Below are 14,084 nucleotides of genomic sequence, written 5' to 3'. Positions count from 1 at the left end.
TCAGTCCTTGTCCACGTCGAAGGCCACCGATTGATTGGAGGGCACCACACCGAGTTTCACGAACCGGGGTTCGTCGGCCAAGGACTCGGTGATGTCGTCGATGACGTCGACGTCGGGCAGGAGCGGAGCGATGTCGGGCAGCTCGGCCAGCGTCGAGAGTCCCAACCGCTCGAGGAAGAGCTCGGTGGTCGCGAAAGTGGTTGCGCCGGTGTCGGAGTCGGTGCCGGATTCGGTGATCAGCCCGCGGGCCAACAGCGTGCGCATCACCGCGTCGCAGTTGACGCCGCGCACGGCGCTCACCCGCACCCGACTGACCGGTTGGCGGTAGGCCACCACGGCCAGCGTCTCCAGCGCGGCGCGGGTCAGCTTCGACCGGGTGCCGTCCAACAGCAGCCGCTCGACGAACGGCGCGTACTGCGCCCGGGTGTACATCCGCCAGCCGCCACCGGCCTCGCGAAGGTCGATGCCACTCTCGCGCGCGGTCAGCTCGTCGGCCATCGCGCGCAGCGCCGCCGCCACCCGGTCGGCGGGCTGCTCGACGGCCGTGGCCAGCGCGTCGACGGTGACCGGCGCGTCGACCACGAGCAACAACGCCTCGAGGACGGCACCCAATTCGGCGTCCTGGAGCTGAGGTTCCAGCGCGAGGTCGACCCCCAGATCGGAGGCATGGTCGGGTTTGGGGTGGTCGTCGGTCATCTGCGTTTTCTCACTCTTCCACCGCCGTCGACAGGTATTCGCTGGTCGGGCGATCCCCGGTCCACGAAATCTGCAGCACTCCAAGCGGTTCTGGCTGGTCGAATGTTACCGCGTTGGCCCGGAACAACTCCAACAGCGCCATGAACCGCCCGACGATCTCGATGGTTGCGCCGCAGTCGGCGACGAGGTCGGTGAACGACGCCCACGCGCCGATACCGCGTTCTTCGAGCATCCCCAGCAACAATCGAGCCTGCTCGGGTACCGACACACCCTGGACGTGCAGGTGGCTGAGGCCGACCGTCGGCACGGGGCGCGGCGTGAAGGCCGTCGCGGCGATGTGGGCGAAGCTCTCGGCATCCACACCCAGCATGACCTCGGGCAACAGGTCGGAGAACCGATCTTCCAGCGACACCAGTCGTGGGTAGCTGCGCAGCGCCGCGGCTTCGAGCTCGCCGAACATCACCGCCACGTGCTTGAATGCCCGGTACTGCAGCAACCGCGCGAACAGCAGGTCGCGGACTTCGAGCAGCGCCAAGTCCTCCTCGTCGTCCACCTCGCCGGCGGGCAGTAGCCGGGCTGCCTTGAGGTCGAGGAGGGTGGCGGCAATCACGAGGAACGCCGTGGTCTCGTCGAGCTCCAGTTGGGGGCCGACGTGCTTGGTGTAGGCGATGAAGTCGTCGGTCACCCGGTGCAGCGCGACCTCCGTCACGTCCATCCGGTGGGCGAAGATCAGCTGCAACAGCAGGTCGAACGGTCCCTCGAAGTTGCTCAGCCGGACCTGAAATCCTGCCTGCGGTGACTCCTCCGGAACCGGCGAGCTCACGCGCCGAACCGGTCGATGACCTCACGCGCCAGCGACCGGTAGGACTGTGCGCCAGTCGATTTGGGCGCCCAGGTGGTGATGGGCTCACCGGCGACGCTGGTTTCCGGGAAGCGGACGGTCCTGGTGATGACGGTGTCGAACACCAAATCGCCGAACTGCTGCAGCACCCTCGCCATCACCTCACGGGAGTTGACGGTGCGCGGGTCATACCGAGTGATCAGGATGCCGCCGATGTCCAGCTTCGGGTTGAGGCGTTCCTTGACCTTGGTCACCGTGTCGGTGAGCAACGCCAGTCCGCGCAGCGAGAAGTACTCGCACTCGGTGGGGATGATGACGCTGTCCGCGCAGGCCAACCCGTTGACGGTCAGCAGGCCCAGCGACGGCTGGCAGTCGATCAGCACGTAGTCGTAGCGGTCCAGCACCGGATGCAGCGCCCGGGACAGGGAGTGCTCCCGGCCCACCTCGTTGACCAGCTGGATCTCCGCCGCGGACAGGTCGATGTTGCTTGGCAGCAGGTCCAGACCCTTGACGCGGGTCTTGATCAGGACGTCCTCCACCGACACCCGCGGCTCGATCAGCAGGTTGTGGACGGTCTGGTCCAGTTCGTAGTGCGGCACGCCGAGACCTGCCGAGAGCGCACCCTGCGGATCGAGGTCGACCAGCAACACCCGACGGCCGTATTCGGCGAGGCTGGCCCCCAGGTTGATGGTCGACGTCGTCTTGCCGACGCCGCCCTTCTGGTTGCACATCGCGATGACCTTGGCCGGGCCGTGCATGCTCCGCGGCTTGGGCTCGGGGATCGGCCGGGGCGGGCGGCCCGTCAGTCCGACCGTCTCGGTGCCAACCGTCGCCTCCGAGACGCCCGCGCCGTCGGTGGTACCAGCGTCGTCGGTCACGCGGGACCGCCGCCGGTCAGGCATCCCTCGGGCTTGGCGAACATCGCTTGGAGTTTAACGGGATGGGAACGCTGCGTACGTCAGACCCGCGCGGCCGGCTAGACGAGCTTGTCGTGCGACGCCTCGGCAGATGCGAATACCGACGACCGTGTCGAGCCACGGTCAGCGGGCTCGGGGGTGCGCGCCGGCCCAGACCTCCCGCAGCGCGGACACCGTGACGAGCGTGTAGATCTGCGTCGTGGTGACCGAGGCGTGGCCGAGCAACTCCTGCACGACGCGGACGTCGGCGCCGCCCTCCAGCAGATGCGTGGCGAAGGAGTGCCGCAGCGTGTGGGGCGACACCGACGCGGAGATGCCGGCCCGTTCCGCGGCGTCCTGCAACACCTGCCAGGCGCTTTGGCGGGACAGGCGACCGCCGCGGGAGTTGAGGAAGATGGCGCCCGCGGCGCCCTTACCGCGCCGTGCCAGGTCGGGGCGGCCGCGCACCAAGTAGGCGTCGAGGGCGCTGACGGCGGGCCTGCCGATGGGCACCAACCGCTGTTTGCCGCCCTTGCCGCGCAGCAGCACCGATCGCGACTGGACGTCCACGTCGTCCACGTCGAGACCGACGGCCTCGGAGATGCGGGCTCCGGTGGAGTACAGCACCTCGAGCAGGGCGCGGTTGCGCAGCGCCAGCGGCCCGTCGGTCTCACCGTCGCCGCCCGCACCCTCGAGCAGCGCGACGACGTCGTCGACGCTGATGCTCTTGGGCAGGCGACGGGTGGGGGTCGGCGGCTTCACCCCGCGGGCGACGTCGTCGGTGGTCAGCCCCTCGGCGACGGCGAAGCGGTGAAAGCCGCGCACGGCGATGAGGGTGCGGGCGGCCGACACCGCCGACAGCGGCGTGATGCCCAGGTCGGCGTCACCCACGCGCAGCGACACCAGGAAGTCGGTGACGTGTTCCTCGGTCACGTCGGCCAGATCGTCGACGCCCCGCGCGGTGAGGTGGGCCAGATAGCGGCGCAGATCTCGCCGGTAGGAGCTCAGCGTGTTGGCGGCCACCCCGCGTTCGATGGTCAGGTGGTCGAGGTACCCCTGCAGCTGACCGTCGAGGGCCCCTACCGCGGTGGTCACCCGTTGGCCCGCCGGGCGGCGAAGCGGGTCGGCCTGTCAGGCCACGGCGCGTCGACCGGGCGCGGCTGGCGACCGTCGCGGGTGACGGTGCTGGCGGCCAGGATGCCAGCCACCGCAAGGGAATTGACGATCTCACCAGTGAGCACCATGTCGACGGCGTCGGCGAGCGAGAACCACCGCAGCTCCAAGTCGGCTTCCTCGTCGTGCGCCTCGGGACGGCCGACGTCGGTCAGACCGGTGGCGAGGTAGAGGCGGACGGATTCGTCACTGAAGCCCGCCGCCGAGATGACGTCGACGAGGACGGCCCACTCCGTGGCCGCCAGGCCCGCCTCCTCCTCGAGTTCGCGGGCCGCGGTGAGGTGCGGCGCTTCGCCCCCGATGTCGAGGAGCCCGGCGGGCAGCTCCCAGAGCCGTCGCCCAACGGGGTGCCGGTACTGGTGGATGAGCGCGACGTTGCCGCCGTCGTCCAGTGCGACGATGCCGACGGCGCCGAAGTGTTCGACCACCTCGCGCCGGGCCGTCCGCCCACCGGGCATGGCGACCTCGTCGGCGCGCAGCGCGAAGATCTTGCCGACGTACAGCGTCTCGGACTCGACGGTGGTGAACTCGTGGTCAGCCACGGCGGGCGGGCTCGGACAGCTCGGCGCCGTTGGCCCGCTGGGTGGCCAGTTCCACCGGCAGGCGTTCGGCGGCCTTGTACTCCAGTGCCGCGCCGACGAAGGCCACGAACAACGGGTGCGGGCGGGTGGGCCGGCTCTTGAGCTCGGGGTGTGCCTGGGTGCCGACGATGAACGGGTGCACGGCCGAGTCGTACTCGACGAACTCGACGAGGTGGCCGTCCGGCGAGGTGCCCGAGAACCGCAGCCCACTCTCGGCGATGCGGTCGCGGTAGGCGTTGTTGACCTCGTAGCGGTGCCGGTGCCGCTCGGAGACCTTCGTCGACTCGTAGGCCCTGGCGACGATCGAATCCTCCTGCAGCACCGCGGGATAGGCGCCGAGGCGCATGGTGCCGCCCAGGTCGGCCTCCCCCGCCACGATGTCCTGCTGGTCGGCCATCGTGGAGACCACCGGGTCTGGCGTCTCGGGGTCGAACTCCGCGGAGTTGGCGTCGTCGATGCCGACCGAGCGGGCCGCCTCGATCACGATGCACTGCAGCCCGAGGCACAGACCCAGCACCGGGATGCCGTGCTTGCGGGCGAACTTGATCGCCCCCAGCTTGCCCTCGATGCCGCGGATGCCGAAGCCGCCGGGGATCAGCACCCCGTGGACGTCGCCCAGCGCGAGCGCGGCGCTGGGGTCGGTCTCGCAGTCGTCGGAGGCGACCCACTGGATCTCGACCTTGGCATGATGGCGGAACCCTCCGGCCCGGAGTGCCTCCGCGACCGACAGGTAGGCGTCGGAGAGGTCGATGTACTTGCCCACCAAAGCGATTCGCACGGTTTCCTGGGGCTCGTGCACGCGCCGCAGCAGATCGTCCCACTCGGTCCAGTCGACGTCTCGGAACGGCAGGTTGAGCCGACGCACCACGTAGGCGTCGAGTTCCTCACGGTGTAGGACCTTGGGGATGTCGTAGATCGAGGGCGCGTCGGGGGTGGAGATGACGCCGTCCACGTCGACGTCGCACATCAGCGCGATCTTGTTCTTCAACGGCTCGGGCACGTCGCGGTCGCAGCGCAGGATCAGGGCGTCGGGGCTGATGCCGATGCTGCGCAGCGCGGCCACCGAGTGCTGCGTCGGCTTGGTCTTGAGCTCACCCGACGGCGCGAGGTACGGCACCAGCGACACGTGCAGGAAGAACACGTTCTCGCGACCCACTTCGTGGCGGACCTGCCGGGCGGCCTCGAGGAACGGCAGCGACTCGATGTCCCCGACCGTGCCACCGATCTCGGTGATGACGACGTCGGGACGGTCACCGTCTTCGTCGGGTTCGGCCATCGCGAGGATGCGGCGCTTGATCTCGTCGGTGATGTGCGGAATGACCTGCACGGTGTCGCCGAGGTATTCACCGCGCCGCTCCTTGGCGATCACCGTCGAATACACCTGCCCGGTGGTCACATTCGCCGATCCCGACAGGTTGCGATCCAGGAACCGCTCGTAGTGCCCGACGTCGAGGTCGGTCTCGGCACCGTCCTCGGTGACGAAGACCTCACCGTGCTGGAACGGGTTCATCGTGCCGGGGTCGACGTTGAGGTACGGGTCGAGCTTCTGCATCGTCACCTGGATGCCACGCGCGGTGAGCAACTGGCCGAGGCTACTGGCGGTGAGACCCTTGCCGAGCGACGACGCGACCCCGCCGCTGACGAAGAGATGCTTGGTCGTGGTCTGTGGGTGCCTACGTGGCGAATTCGTTCGGCTGAGCAAGTGGCGACCTCCGTGGCGAGTGGCTTGGGGCCTGCCGACCCACGGAAACTCACCCTAACACCGACGGCGACGAGTGGGGACGGACGCGCCGGTCACACCCCTGCTACTGGGCCAGGGTCAGCGACGACGCGCCACGGCCCGTGCCGTACTGCCCGGGGCGGCCGCCGTTGGCCATCTCCTGTAGTCCCAGGACCGCGGTGATGCGGCCCGAGGACCGCTCGACGTCGTCGACGGTGGCGATCGCTGCGGCGAGACCGGTGTCGGATCGGACGACCGAGACGGCGCCCGTTCCGGTGGCCGAGCCGTCCCGGCCGGCCAGCAGCGTGCCGACCCCGTGGGGAGCCAGACCGGCCGCGAAGCGGGCGACCGTCGAGCCCTGGTTGCCTGCGTCGTCGGCCAGCCCGCCACCGGTGACGATCAGGGCGGTGTCCGCGGGGCCGATGCGCTCGGTGCCGTAGGTCAGGAAGCCGGTGTCGCGAAGGGCGGTCAGCACGGCGTCGCGCTGCGCGTCGTCGACGGCAGGTGCGGCGGGGTCCTTCCCGGTCAGCAGCGCGATGCCGAGCAGGTCTCCGGCCTGCGACCCCTGGTCGATCGACGTGGTGCTGAGCTGGCGGCCGGCGGGCACGATCGGCGAATTGACCACCGACAGCAACTTCTCCGAGGAGTTGGCGTCGACGAACTCCTGGGTCAGACCGATCGTCCCGGCGACCACGCCGCCGGCTTCTCCCACCAGCCGCGAGAGTGCGGTGACGTCGTCGTCGACGGCATCGGGGGTCCGGAACACCATCACCGACTTGCCCTTCAAGGCGTCCCGGATGATCCGCGGTGACATTTGGGCGTCGAAGTCATTAGCCGCACCAAGCTTTTGGTTGAGAGCGTTCTTCTCATCGGTGAGCCCGTTGATCTGGTTCTGCATCTGGGCCTTGTCGTCCTTGAGGCCCGCCAGCAGCGTGTTGGACAACAAGCCCGACCCCAGGGCCACGCCGATCGCCAACGCGAGGAAGACCGCCGCGAGCGAGATGGCGTGCGAGCGCAGGGAAATCACGAAACCTCCGAGAAGTGGCTAACCGGTGGGTCAGGTGACCAGGCCCTGCACCCACAGGGAGAACTGGTTCCAGTACTGGGTGACCCATTCGATGACGACGGTGTCGGCGCGCGACACCCACAGGGCGGCGATGACGGCGATCAGCATGGCGAGCACCAGCAGGGCGATGGCACCGCCGGAGACACGGCTGCGGTAGAGCGTCGCGACGGCCTTGGCGTCGACCAGCTTCTCGCCAACCTTGAGGCGGGTCAGGAACATCGAGGGGTTGCTCTGCTGCCGCGAGCGGTCGAAGAACTCCTCGATGCTGGCGTTGTGGCCTGCGGTCACGATCAGCGAGGCGCCGTGGTGGTCGCACAGCAGCATGGCGAGGTCGGCGGCCGACCCGGCGGCGGGGAACGTCATGGCCCCAACGCCCAGATCCTGGATGCGCTCGAGCCCCTTGGCGTGTCCGTCGGCGTCGGCGGGCAGCACTACCTGTGCGCCGGACCGCAGCACCTCGACGCTCATCTCCTCGGGATCGCCGACGATCAACGCGGGCCGGTGTCCGGCCCGGCGTAGCACGTCGGCGCCGGAGCCCACGCCGACCAGAACGGGTTGGTATTCCTTGATGAACGGCTTGAGCGCCTTGAGGTCGTCGGCGGCGTCGGCCTCGTCGGCGACGATGACGACGTGCCTGCGGTGCAGGTCGACGTCGATGTCGGGGATGCCCATGCCGTCGATCAGCAACGGGCTCTCGCTGCGGATGAATTCGATGGTGTTGCCGGCGAAGGCTTCGAGGTGCGAGACCAGACCGCTCTTGGCCTCGTGCATGAGGTCGTGGATCTCTTCGTCGGTGCGCTCGGTGCCCAGCGCGAGGCGTCGGTCGCCGGAGTAGACCCCGCCGTTGTGCAACCGGACCTTGCTGCCGTCCTTGATCTTCTTGAAGATCTCCGGGCCCGCCTCGTCGATCAGGACGACCCCGTTGGCGACGAGCACCTCCGGGCCGAGATTGGGGTAGCGGCCGGAGATCGACGGCGACGCGTTGACCACGCCGGCGATGTTGGCGTGGACGAGGGCGTCGGCGGTGATGCGGTCGAGGTCGAGGGCGTCCATGACGACGACGTCGCCGGGGCCGACGCGTCGGAGCAAGCGGTCGATGTCGCGGTCGACGCGGGCCGTGCCGGTCACGCCGGGTCGTGAGCCGGCATTACGGGAGAGGAGCGCTGACATCTTCATGGGGGGATTCTGTCGGCGAACCCTCAAGTTGAGGTGGAGGCGCGCCGTACCACCAGCCTCAGAAGTTACGTTCTGTCACATCTGCAACACGATCGAGCATCGCCCCCTCGGGTCACTCCGCCGCCGCTGCTTCCTTCTGCGCCCCCTCCAGCAGCTCGCGCGCGTGCGCGCGGCCACTGTCGGACTCCCCCAAACCGGCCAGCATTCGGGCCAGCTCGCCAACCCGGTCGTCGTCCTCCAGCCGGCGCACCTCGCTCGACTTGCCCTTGCCGGAACCGCTGTCGACGACGAGGTGGACGTCGGCGTACGCGGCCACCTGTGGCAGGTGGGTCACCACGATGACCTGGTGCGTGCGGGCCAGTTTGGCCAACCGCCGCCCGATCTGCACCGCCGCCCGGCCGCCGACGCCGGCGTCGACCTCGTCGAACACCATGGTGGTGCCCTCGGCCGATGCGGCCAGCACCACTTCGAGGGCCAGCATGACGCGAGACAGCTCGCCACCTGAGGCGCTCTTGGCCAACGGCAACGCGTCGGATCCGGAATGCGGCATGAAGCCGAACTCGACGGCGTCGACGCCGTCGTGGCCCGCGTGGACCACCTCGCCGGTCGGCAGCGTCAGGGGCGCCGAGTCGTCGGCCCTGGCCAGCAGCGGGCCGAGCGCGATGCTGAATCCCGCCCCCGACATCGCCAGCCCGGCCAGCTCGGCGGTCACCGCCTTGGCCATCGCCTTGGCAGCCTTGGTTCGCACCTTGGTGACCTCGGCGGACGCGGCCACGACCTTGGCCTCCAGAGCGTCCACACGCTGCTGCAGCGCGGCCAGCCCCTCCTCGGACACGTCGAGCTGAGCCAGCCGGCCGCGCGCGTCCTCCGCCCAGGCCAGCACGCCGTCGACGTCGGCGGCGTACTTGCGGGTGAGGTTGCGCAGCTCACCCTGACGGGCCAGCTTGCCTTCCAAAGTACTTGCATCGCTGGGTAATTCGGCAAGATAGTCACCGAGCTCCCCCGCGACGTCACCGACGACGGCCAGCGCCTCGCCGAGCCGGTCGCCGAGCGCGCGCAACGCGGCGTCGTCGGTCGCCTGAAGCGCCGACTTGGCCTGGCCGATCCCGTCGACCGCCGACACCCCCTGGGTGGGGTCGTCCAGCTCGCCGGACAGCGCGACGCGAGCGACTTGCGCGGCGTCGCGCAACGCGTCCAACTCCGAAAGCCTGCGGATGTCGGCCACCAGCGCGTCGTCCTCGCCGAGTTGCGGGGCGACGGCGTCGATCTCACCGAGCCCGAACTGCAACCGGTCGGCCTCCAACGCCAGCTCGCGCGCCCGACCTCGGCGGTCGGCCAGATCCCGGCGCAGGGTCAGCCACTCGTCGCGATGTGCTCGGTACCGCGCCAGGGGGGCGTCGACGTCGGCGAACCGGTCGAGCGCCGCACGCTGCTCGTCGGAGCGCATGAGTCGCAGCTGGTCGTTCTGCCCATGCAGCGCAAGGACTTCGGTGGTGAAGGTGCTCAACGACTTGGCCGGCACGCTGCGACCGCCCAGATAGGCGCGCGACGGACCGTCGCGACTGACCGACCGGGCGGCGATGACGCTGCCGTCGTCGTCGCGGTCCGCACCGGAGGAATCCAAGATCTCGTCGATCCGCTCGGCGACCGTGCCCTGCAGTTCGGTGGTCGTGAAGCGGCCCTCCACGACGGCGCGTTCCGAGCCGGTCCGGACGCGACTGGCGTCGGCCCGGGCGCCGCCCAACAGATGCAGGCCCGTGACGACCATCGTCTTGCCGGCGCCGGTCTCCCCCGTCAACACGGTGAGGCCACGGTCGAATTCGGCGGTCGCGGCCCTGATGGCGCCGAGTTCGGTGATTCTGATCTCAGCGAGCACTGTGCCCCCGCCAGCCGGTGACCGGTAACTGGAACTTGCGTACCAGTCGGTCGGTGAACGGTGCGCTGTCCAACCGAATCCACTTCAGCGGGGTGCCGCAGCGGGTCACCTCCAGGCGTCCGCCCGCGGGCACCTCCATCTTGCGCCGACCGTCGCAGAACACCATCGCGTCGTATCCGGAGGCCTCGACCTCGATCGCGATCGACGCGTCCGGGCTTGTCACCATGGGCCGGGCGAACAACGCATGCGCGTTGTTGGGGACGACCAGGATCGACTCGAGATCGGGCCACAGAATGGGTCCGCCGGCGGAGAAGGCATACGCGGTCGACCCGGTCGGAGTGGACACCAGCACGCCGTCGCATCCGAAGGTCGACACGGGCCTGCCGTCGACCTCCAGGACGACGCCGAGAACGCCCAATCGGGGCCCCTTCTCCAGACTGGCCTCGTTGAGCGCCCATCCGCGCTGCGTGATCTTGCCGTCGACGCGCACGACGATGTCGAGGGTCATGCGATTCTCGACGCTGTAGTTGCGGGTGATCACCTGATTCAGCACGGTGTCGATGGCACCGGCCTCGGCCTCGGCGAGGAAGCCGATGCGGCCGAGGTTGACCCCGAGCACCGGGATCTCGACGTTGCGGGCGAGTTCGGCGGCGCGCAGGAACGTGCCGTCCCCGCCGAGCACGAGCACCATCTCGCAGCCCTCCGCCGCGCGCTCGTCGGCGTCGACGACCTGAATCTCGGGACCGATCGTGTTCACGATTTCGGCCGGGCTGTGCAACGGCTGGTGGTCGACCTGCTCGGCGGCCAGCACGCGTAGCCCGATCCCGTTCTCGCTGAGCACCTTCTCCACTCGGCGAGCGGTCTCGGTGGCCTCGTCACGGCCGGTGTGGACGACGAGCAGCACCTGGCGTTCGCCGGTCATTGTGGCCCTTCTTCGATCGCTCGTCGTACGGCGTGCTCCAGGTACTCGCCCAGGAGTGGACGGTCGGTCTGCGCGCGCAGGCGCAGGAAGAATTCGACGTTGCCCGACGGCCCGGGGAGCGGGCTCGACGTGACGTCGACGGCATGCCACCCCAACTCGGCGGCCCGCCGGGCGACCGAGAGGACCGCGTCGGCCCTGATCGCGGGATCCGACACGACACCGCCGGGTCCCACCCGTGCCTTGCCGACCTCGAATTGTGGCTTCACCATGGGAACGATATCGGCGCCGTCCGACGCGCAGGACACCAGCGCGGGCAGCACCGTCGCCAGGGATATGAACGACAGGTCGGCGACGATCAGATCCACCGGCCCGCCGATGGCCTCGGCAGTCAGCGTGCGGACATTCGTCCGCTCCATCACCACGACGCGATCATCGGAGCGCAACGGCCAGGCCAGCTGGCCGTAGCCGACGTCGGCGGCGACCACCTCGGTGGCGCCGCGGTCCAGCAGCACCTGGGTGAAGCCGCCGGTCGACGCGCCGGCGTCCAGACAGCGCCGGTCGGCCACCGTGACACCGAAGGCGTCGAGGGCGCCGATGAGCTTGTGGGCGCCCCGCGACACCCACGTGCGCTCGTCGGCTCCGGTGACGGTCAACTTGGCGTCGGCGGTGACGGCGGTGGCAGGCTTGGCGGCGGGCATGCCGTCGATGCGCACCCGACCGGCATCGATCATCTCCGCCGCCTGCTGGCGGGACCGTGCCAGGCCACGCCGGACCAGCTCGGCATCAACGCGAGCGCGCCGAGTCACCTGATGCTTACCTCTCGACGGATTCCAGCGCCCGAACCAGCAGGTCGTGAGCCTCTTCCAGGCGCGCCGCGATGCCGTCGACGTCGACGTGTTCGGCATCGTCGGCAGCCGGATCGGGAAGCTCGGCAAGCAGCGCCGCGACCCTGGCGCGAATCTGTTCGGGATCGGTCGTCATCTCGCCGTTCACGCTATCTGATCGGACGGTCCCGCCAGCGAGCAGCGCTGCAGCGCCTCCTGTGCCGTGTGGTCGCCGCCCAGGATGGCGAACCGCACCCCGTCGACGCTCGACCCCCACACGGTGCTGGCCACTGCGCGCACGATGCTCAGCGGATCCTCCGCATCGTGGCCGGTCGAGTACACGGTGACGTCCTGCGGGCCGACCTCGACGCGCCACGACGGATGCGGGGCAACCCGCAGCGTGCCGCTGTCGGCGTTGAGCGACCGTAGATCTGCCGCCAGGTAGTTGGGTCGCTCGGCGGCGTCGGCGTAGATCATGTCGGTGACCGAGCTGACGCCGGTCAGCACCAGCAGGCTGGGCAGGCCGGCGGCATTGGCGCCGGCGATGTCGGTGTCGAGCCGGTCACCGATCACCAACGGGTGTTCGAAGTCGCCACGGGCGAGCGCGTCGAGCAGCAGTGGCGGTTGCGGCTTGCCGGCCACCTGCGGCCGCTGGTCGGTCGCGGTCTCCAGCGCCGCGACCATCGACCCGTTGCCCGGCAACAAACCGACCTCGGACGGCAGGGTGCGGTCCACGTTGGCCGCCACCCACAGAGCGCCGTCGCGGATGGCGAGCGCGGCCTCGGCGAGGTCGGCCCACCCGGTCTGCGGCGAATGGCCCTGTACCACTGCGGCCGGCTCGTCGGCGAACTTGCGAACGGGCTCGAGGCCAACCTTGTGGACCTCGTCGGCAAGAGCCTCGGTTCCGATGACGAGAACCCGTGAGCCGGAATCCATTTGGGTCGCCAACAGTCGCGCGGCGCTCTGCGCGCTGGTGACGACATCCTCGGCCTTGGCGTCGAAGCCCATCGCCACGAGATTCTGGGCGACGTCGTCGGAGCCGCGCGACGCGTTGTTCGTCACGAACAGCGTGCGGGGTCCGATGCCCTTCAACGTCTCGACGGAACCCTCGGTGGGCTGTTGTCCCCGGAAGACGGTGCCGTCGAGGTCCAGCAGCAGACAGTCGTGTTCCTGGACAAGTGTCGTCACGTCAGCTGAGCTCCGTAATTCTCTCGTCGGCATCGGTGACACCGTCGACGTCGGCGGCCTCGGCGTGGAGGAACCACTGCAGCGCCTCGTCGGCGCGGCCGAGCGCGAGGAGGGTGTCGGCGTAGGCGTAGAACAGTCGGGTCGCCGTCAGGCCCGTGCGCTCCGGGTCCAGCGGGGGCGAGGACAGCACGGCCAGGGCCTGCTCGTGCTGACGGAGATCCGACCGGGCGCCCGCGACGACGATGCGCAATTCGTCGGCATCGTCCCCGGTGAGCTCCTCGGCCTCCGGGGTGTGGGACAGATCGATGGCGCGTTGCGGTCGGCCTACCCCACGCTCGCAGTCGGCGATCAGCGCCAGCAGTGGAGACTTGCTGCCCATGCGTCGCGCGGTCCGAAACTCCGAGAGCGCCTGCGCCCAATCCCCGCAGTGATAGGCGGCGATGCCGACGGCTTCGCGGACGGCAGCGATGCGGCCCGAGCGGGTCCGCGCTGCCTGGGCGTGCTTGAGCGCCAGTTCGGGGTCCTCGTCGAGAAGGTCGCCGGCGGCCACCAGATGCTTGGCGACGTAATCGGCAGTGGCCTTGTCGAGGGTCATCAATTCACCGCGGACGTCGGGGGCAAGTTGCTTGGCCTCGACGTCGGGCGGAATGGGTGGTGCGTTCTTGTCCGAGCGGGGGTCATCGGAGGGCGACGCCGGTCGCCGCGGACGATCGGGGCCACCGGTGCGCGGGGCGCCGCGACGGTCTCCGAATCCGGAACCGGGTGCTGAACCGCGACGGGAGTCATTCGCTCCTCGTCGGGGTGCGCCGGCGCTGGGAGTACGCCGAGGCCGGTTGTCGTCGCCTCCGCGTTGCGTGTCCTGAGCCACGTCTGCCTTCCCTGTTCCATTCACCGCCCCGACTGAGGATACGGCGACATTCGACACCATGCGACGACGTGAATTCAATTCGACGAAGTCGACAAATGAGAATCACCCCCCACGCGAACGTGGGGGGTGATTCTTAATGGGTGTTCGGCGGTGTCCTACTTTTCCACCCGTGTGGGCAGTATCATTGGCGCTGGTAGGCTTAGCTTCCGGGTTCGGGATGGGACCGGGCGTTTCCCTACCGCTGTTGCCGCCGTAAC

At 69.2% G+C, this 14,084-nt stretch carries 14 protein-coding genes and 1 rRNA gene; all 15 read right to left on the bottom strand.

Going from position 1 to position 14,084, the window contains the following annotated elements; all coding sequences use genetic code 11:
• Positions 1-696, bottom strand: a complete 696-nt coding sequence (gene scpB / locus H7K45_RS05445; protein WP_263994762.1) for an SMC-Scp complex subunit ScpB — start codon at positions 694-696, stop codon at positions 1-3.
• Positions 697-706: 10 nt separating this feature from the next.
• Positions 707-1,519 carry a segregation/condensation protein A gene (locus tag H7K45_RS05440; RefSeq protein WP_263994761.1) on the bottom strand — a complete coding sequence of 271 codons (813 nt, stop codon included), beginning with the start codon at positions 1,517-1,519 and terminating at the stop codon, positions 707-709.
• Positions 1,516-2,295, bottom strand: coding sequence for a ParA family protein (locus H7K45_RS05435; protein ID WP_263995080.1), 780 nt, complete (start codon positions 2,293-2,295; stop codon positions 1,516-1,518). Before H7K45_RS05435 ends, H7K45_RS05440 begins: the two co-directional genes overlap by 4 nt.
• Before the next feature lie 282 nt (positions 2,296-2,577).
• On the bottom strand, positions 2,578-3,528 hold the full coding sequence (xerD, locus tag H7K45_RS05430; RefSeq protein WP_263994760.1) for a site-specific tyrosine recombinase XerD: 951 nt from the start codon (positions 3,526-3,528) through the stop codon (positions 2,578-2,580).
• Complete coding sequence (locus tag H7K45_RS05425) at positions 3,525-4,148, bottom strand: NUDIX domain-containing protein (RefSeq protein WP_263994759.1); 624 nt, start codon at positions 4,146-4,148, stop codon at positions 3,525-3,527. Before H7K45_RS05425 ends, xerD begins: the two co-directional genes overlap by 4 nt.
• Complete coding sequence (gene pyrG / locus H7K45_RS05420) at positions 4,141-5,889, bottom strand: CTP synthase (protein WP_263994758.1); 1,749 nt, start codon at positions 5,887-5,889, stop codon at positions 4,141-4,143. Before pyrG ends, H7K45_RS05425 begins: the two co-directional genes overlap by 8 nt.
• A gap of 103 nt (positions 5,890-5,992) precedes the next feature.
• Positions 5,993-6,934: a copper transporter gene (locus H7K45_RS05415; RefSeq protein WP_263994757.1), complete on the bottom strand. Its 942-nt coding sequence runs from the start codon at positions 6,932-6,934 to the stop codon at positions 5,993-5,995.
• Between the two features lie 30 nt (positions 6,935-6,964).
• Positions 6,965-8,149: a putative cytokinetic ring protein SteA gene (gene steA, locus H7K45_RS05410; RefSeq protein WP_263994756.1), complete on the bottom strand. Its 1,185-nt coding sequence runs from the start codon at positions 8,147-8,149 to the stop codon at positions 6,965-6,967.
• 112 nt (positions 8,150-8,261) lie between these two features.
• Positions 8,262-10,025: a DNA repair protein RecN gene (gene recN / locus H7K45_RS05405; protein WP_263994755.1), complete on the bottom strand. Its 1,764-nt coding sequence runs from the start codon at positions 10,023-10,025 to the stop codon at positions 8,262-8,264.
• On the bottom strand, positions 10,015-10,947 hold the full coding sequence (locus tag H7K45_RS05400) for an NAD kinase (protein ID WP_263994754.1): 933 nt from the start codon (positions 10,945-10,947) through the stop codon (positions 10,015-10,017). The genes recN and H7K45_RS05400 overlap by 11 nt, the downstream gene beginning before the upstream one ends.
• Positions 10,944-11,753: a TlyA family RNA methyltransferase gene (locus H7K45_RS05395; protein ID WP_263994753.1), complete on the bottom strand. Its 810-nt coding sequence runs from the start codon at positions 11,751-11,753 to the stop codon at positions 10,944-10,946. The genes H7K45_RS05400 and H7K45_RS05395 overlap by 4 nt, the downstream gene beginning before the upstream one ends.
• Before the next feature lie 7 nt (positions 11,754-11,760).
• Complete coding sequence (locus H7K45_RS05390; protein ID WP_263994752.1) at positions 11,761-11,928, bottom strand: hypothetical protein; 168 nt, start codon at positions 11,926-11,928, stop codon at positions 11,761-11,763.
• Positions 11,929-11,936: 8 nt separating this feature from the next.
• Positions 11,937-12,959, bottom strand: a complete 1,023-nt coding sequence (locus H7K45_RS05385) for an HAD-IIA family hydrolase (RefSeq protein WP_263994751.1) — start codon at positions 12,957-12,959, stop codon at positions 11,937-11,939.
• Position 12,960: 1 nt separating this feature from the next.
• On the bottom strand, positions 12,961-13,887 hold the full coding sequence (locus H7K45_RS05380; protein ID WP_263994750.1) for a tetratricopeptide repeat protein: 927 nt from the start codon (positions 13,885-13,887) through the stop codon (positions 12,961-12,963).
• Between the two features lie 82 nt (positions 13,888-13,969).
• Positions 13,970-14,082: ribosomal RNA gene (rrf, locus tag H7K45_RS05375) — 5S ribosomal RNA — on the bottom strand.
• Between the last annotated feature and the right edge of the window lie 2 nt (positions 14,083-14,084).

It is taken from the genome of Mycobacterium yunnanensis, from assembly GCF_025823185.1.
Taxonomy (GTDB): domain Bacteria; phylum Actinomycetota; class Actinomycetes; order Mycobacteriales; family Mycobacteriaceae; genus Mycobacterium; species Mycobacterium yunnanensis.
Note: the sequence above shows the minus strand (reverse complement) of the source record. Positions and strands in the feature narration are given on the sequence as shown.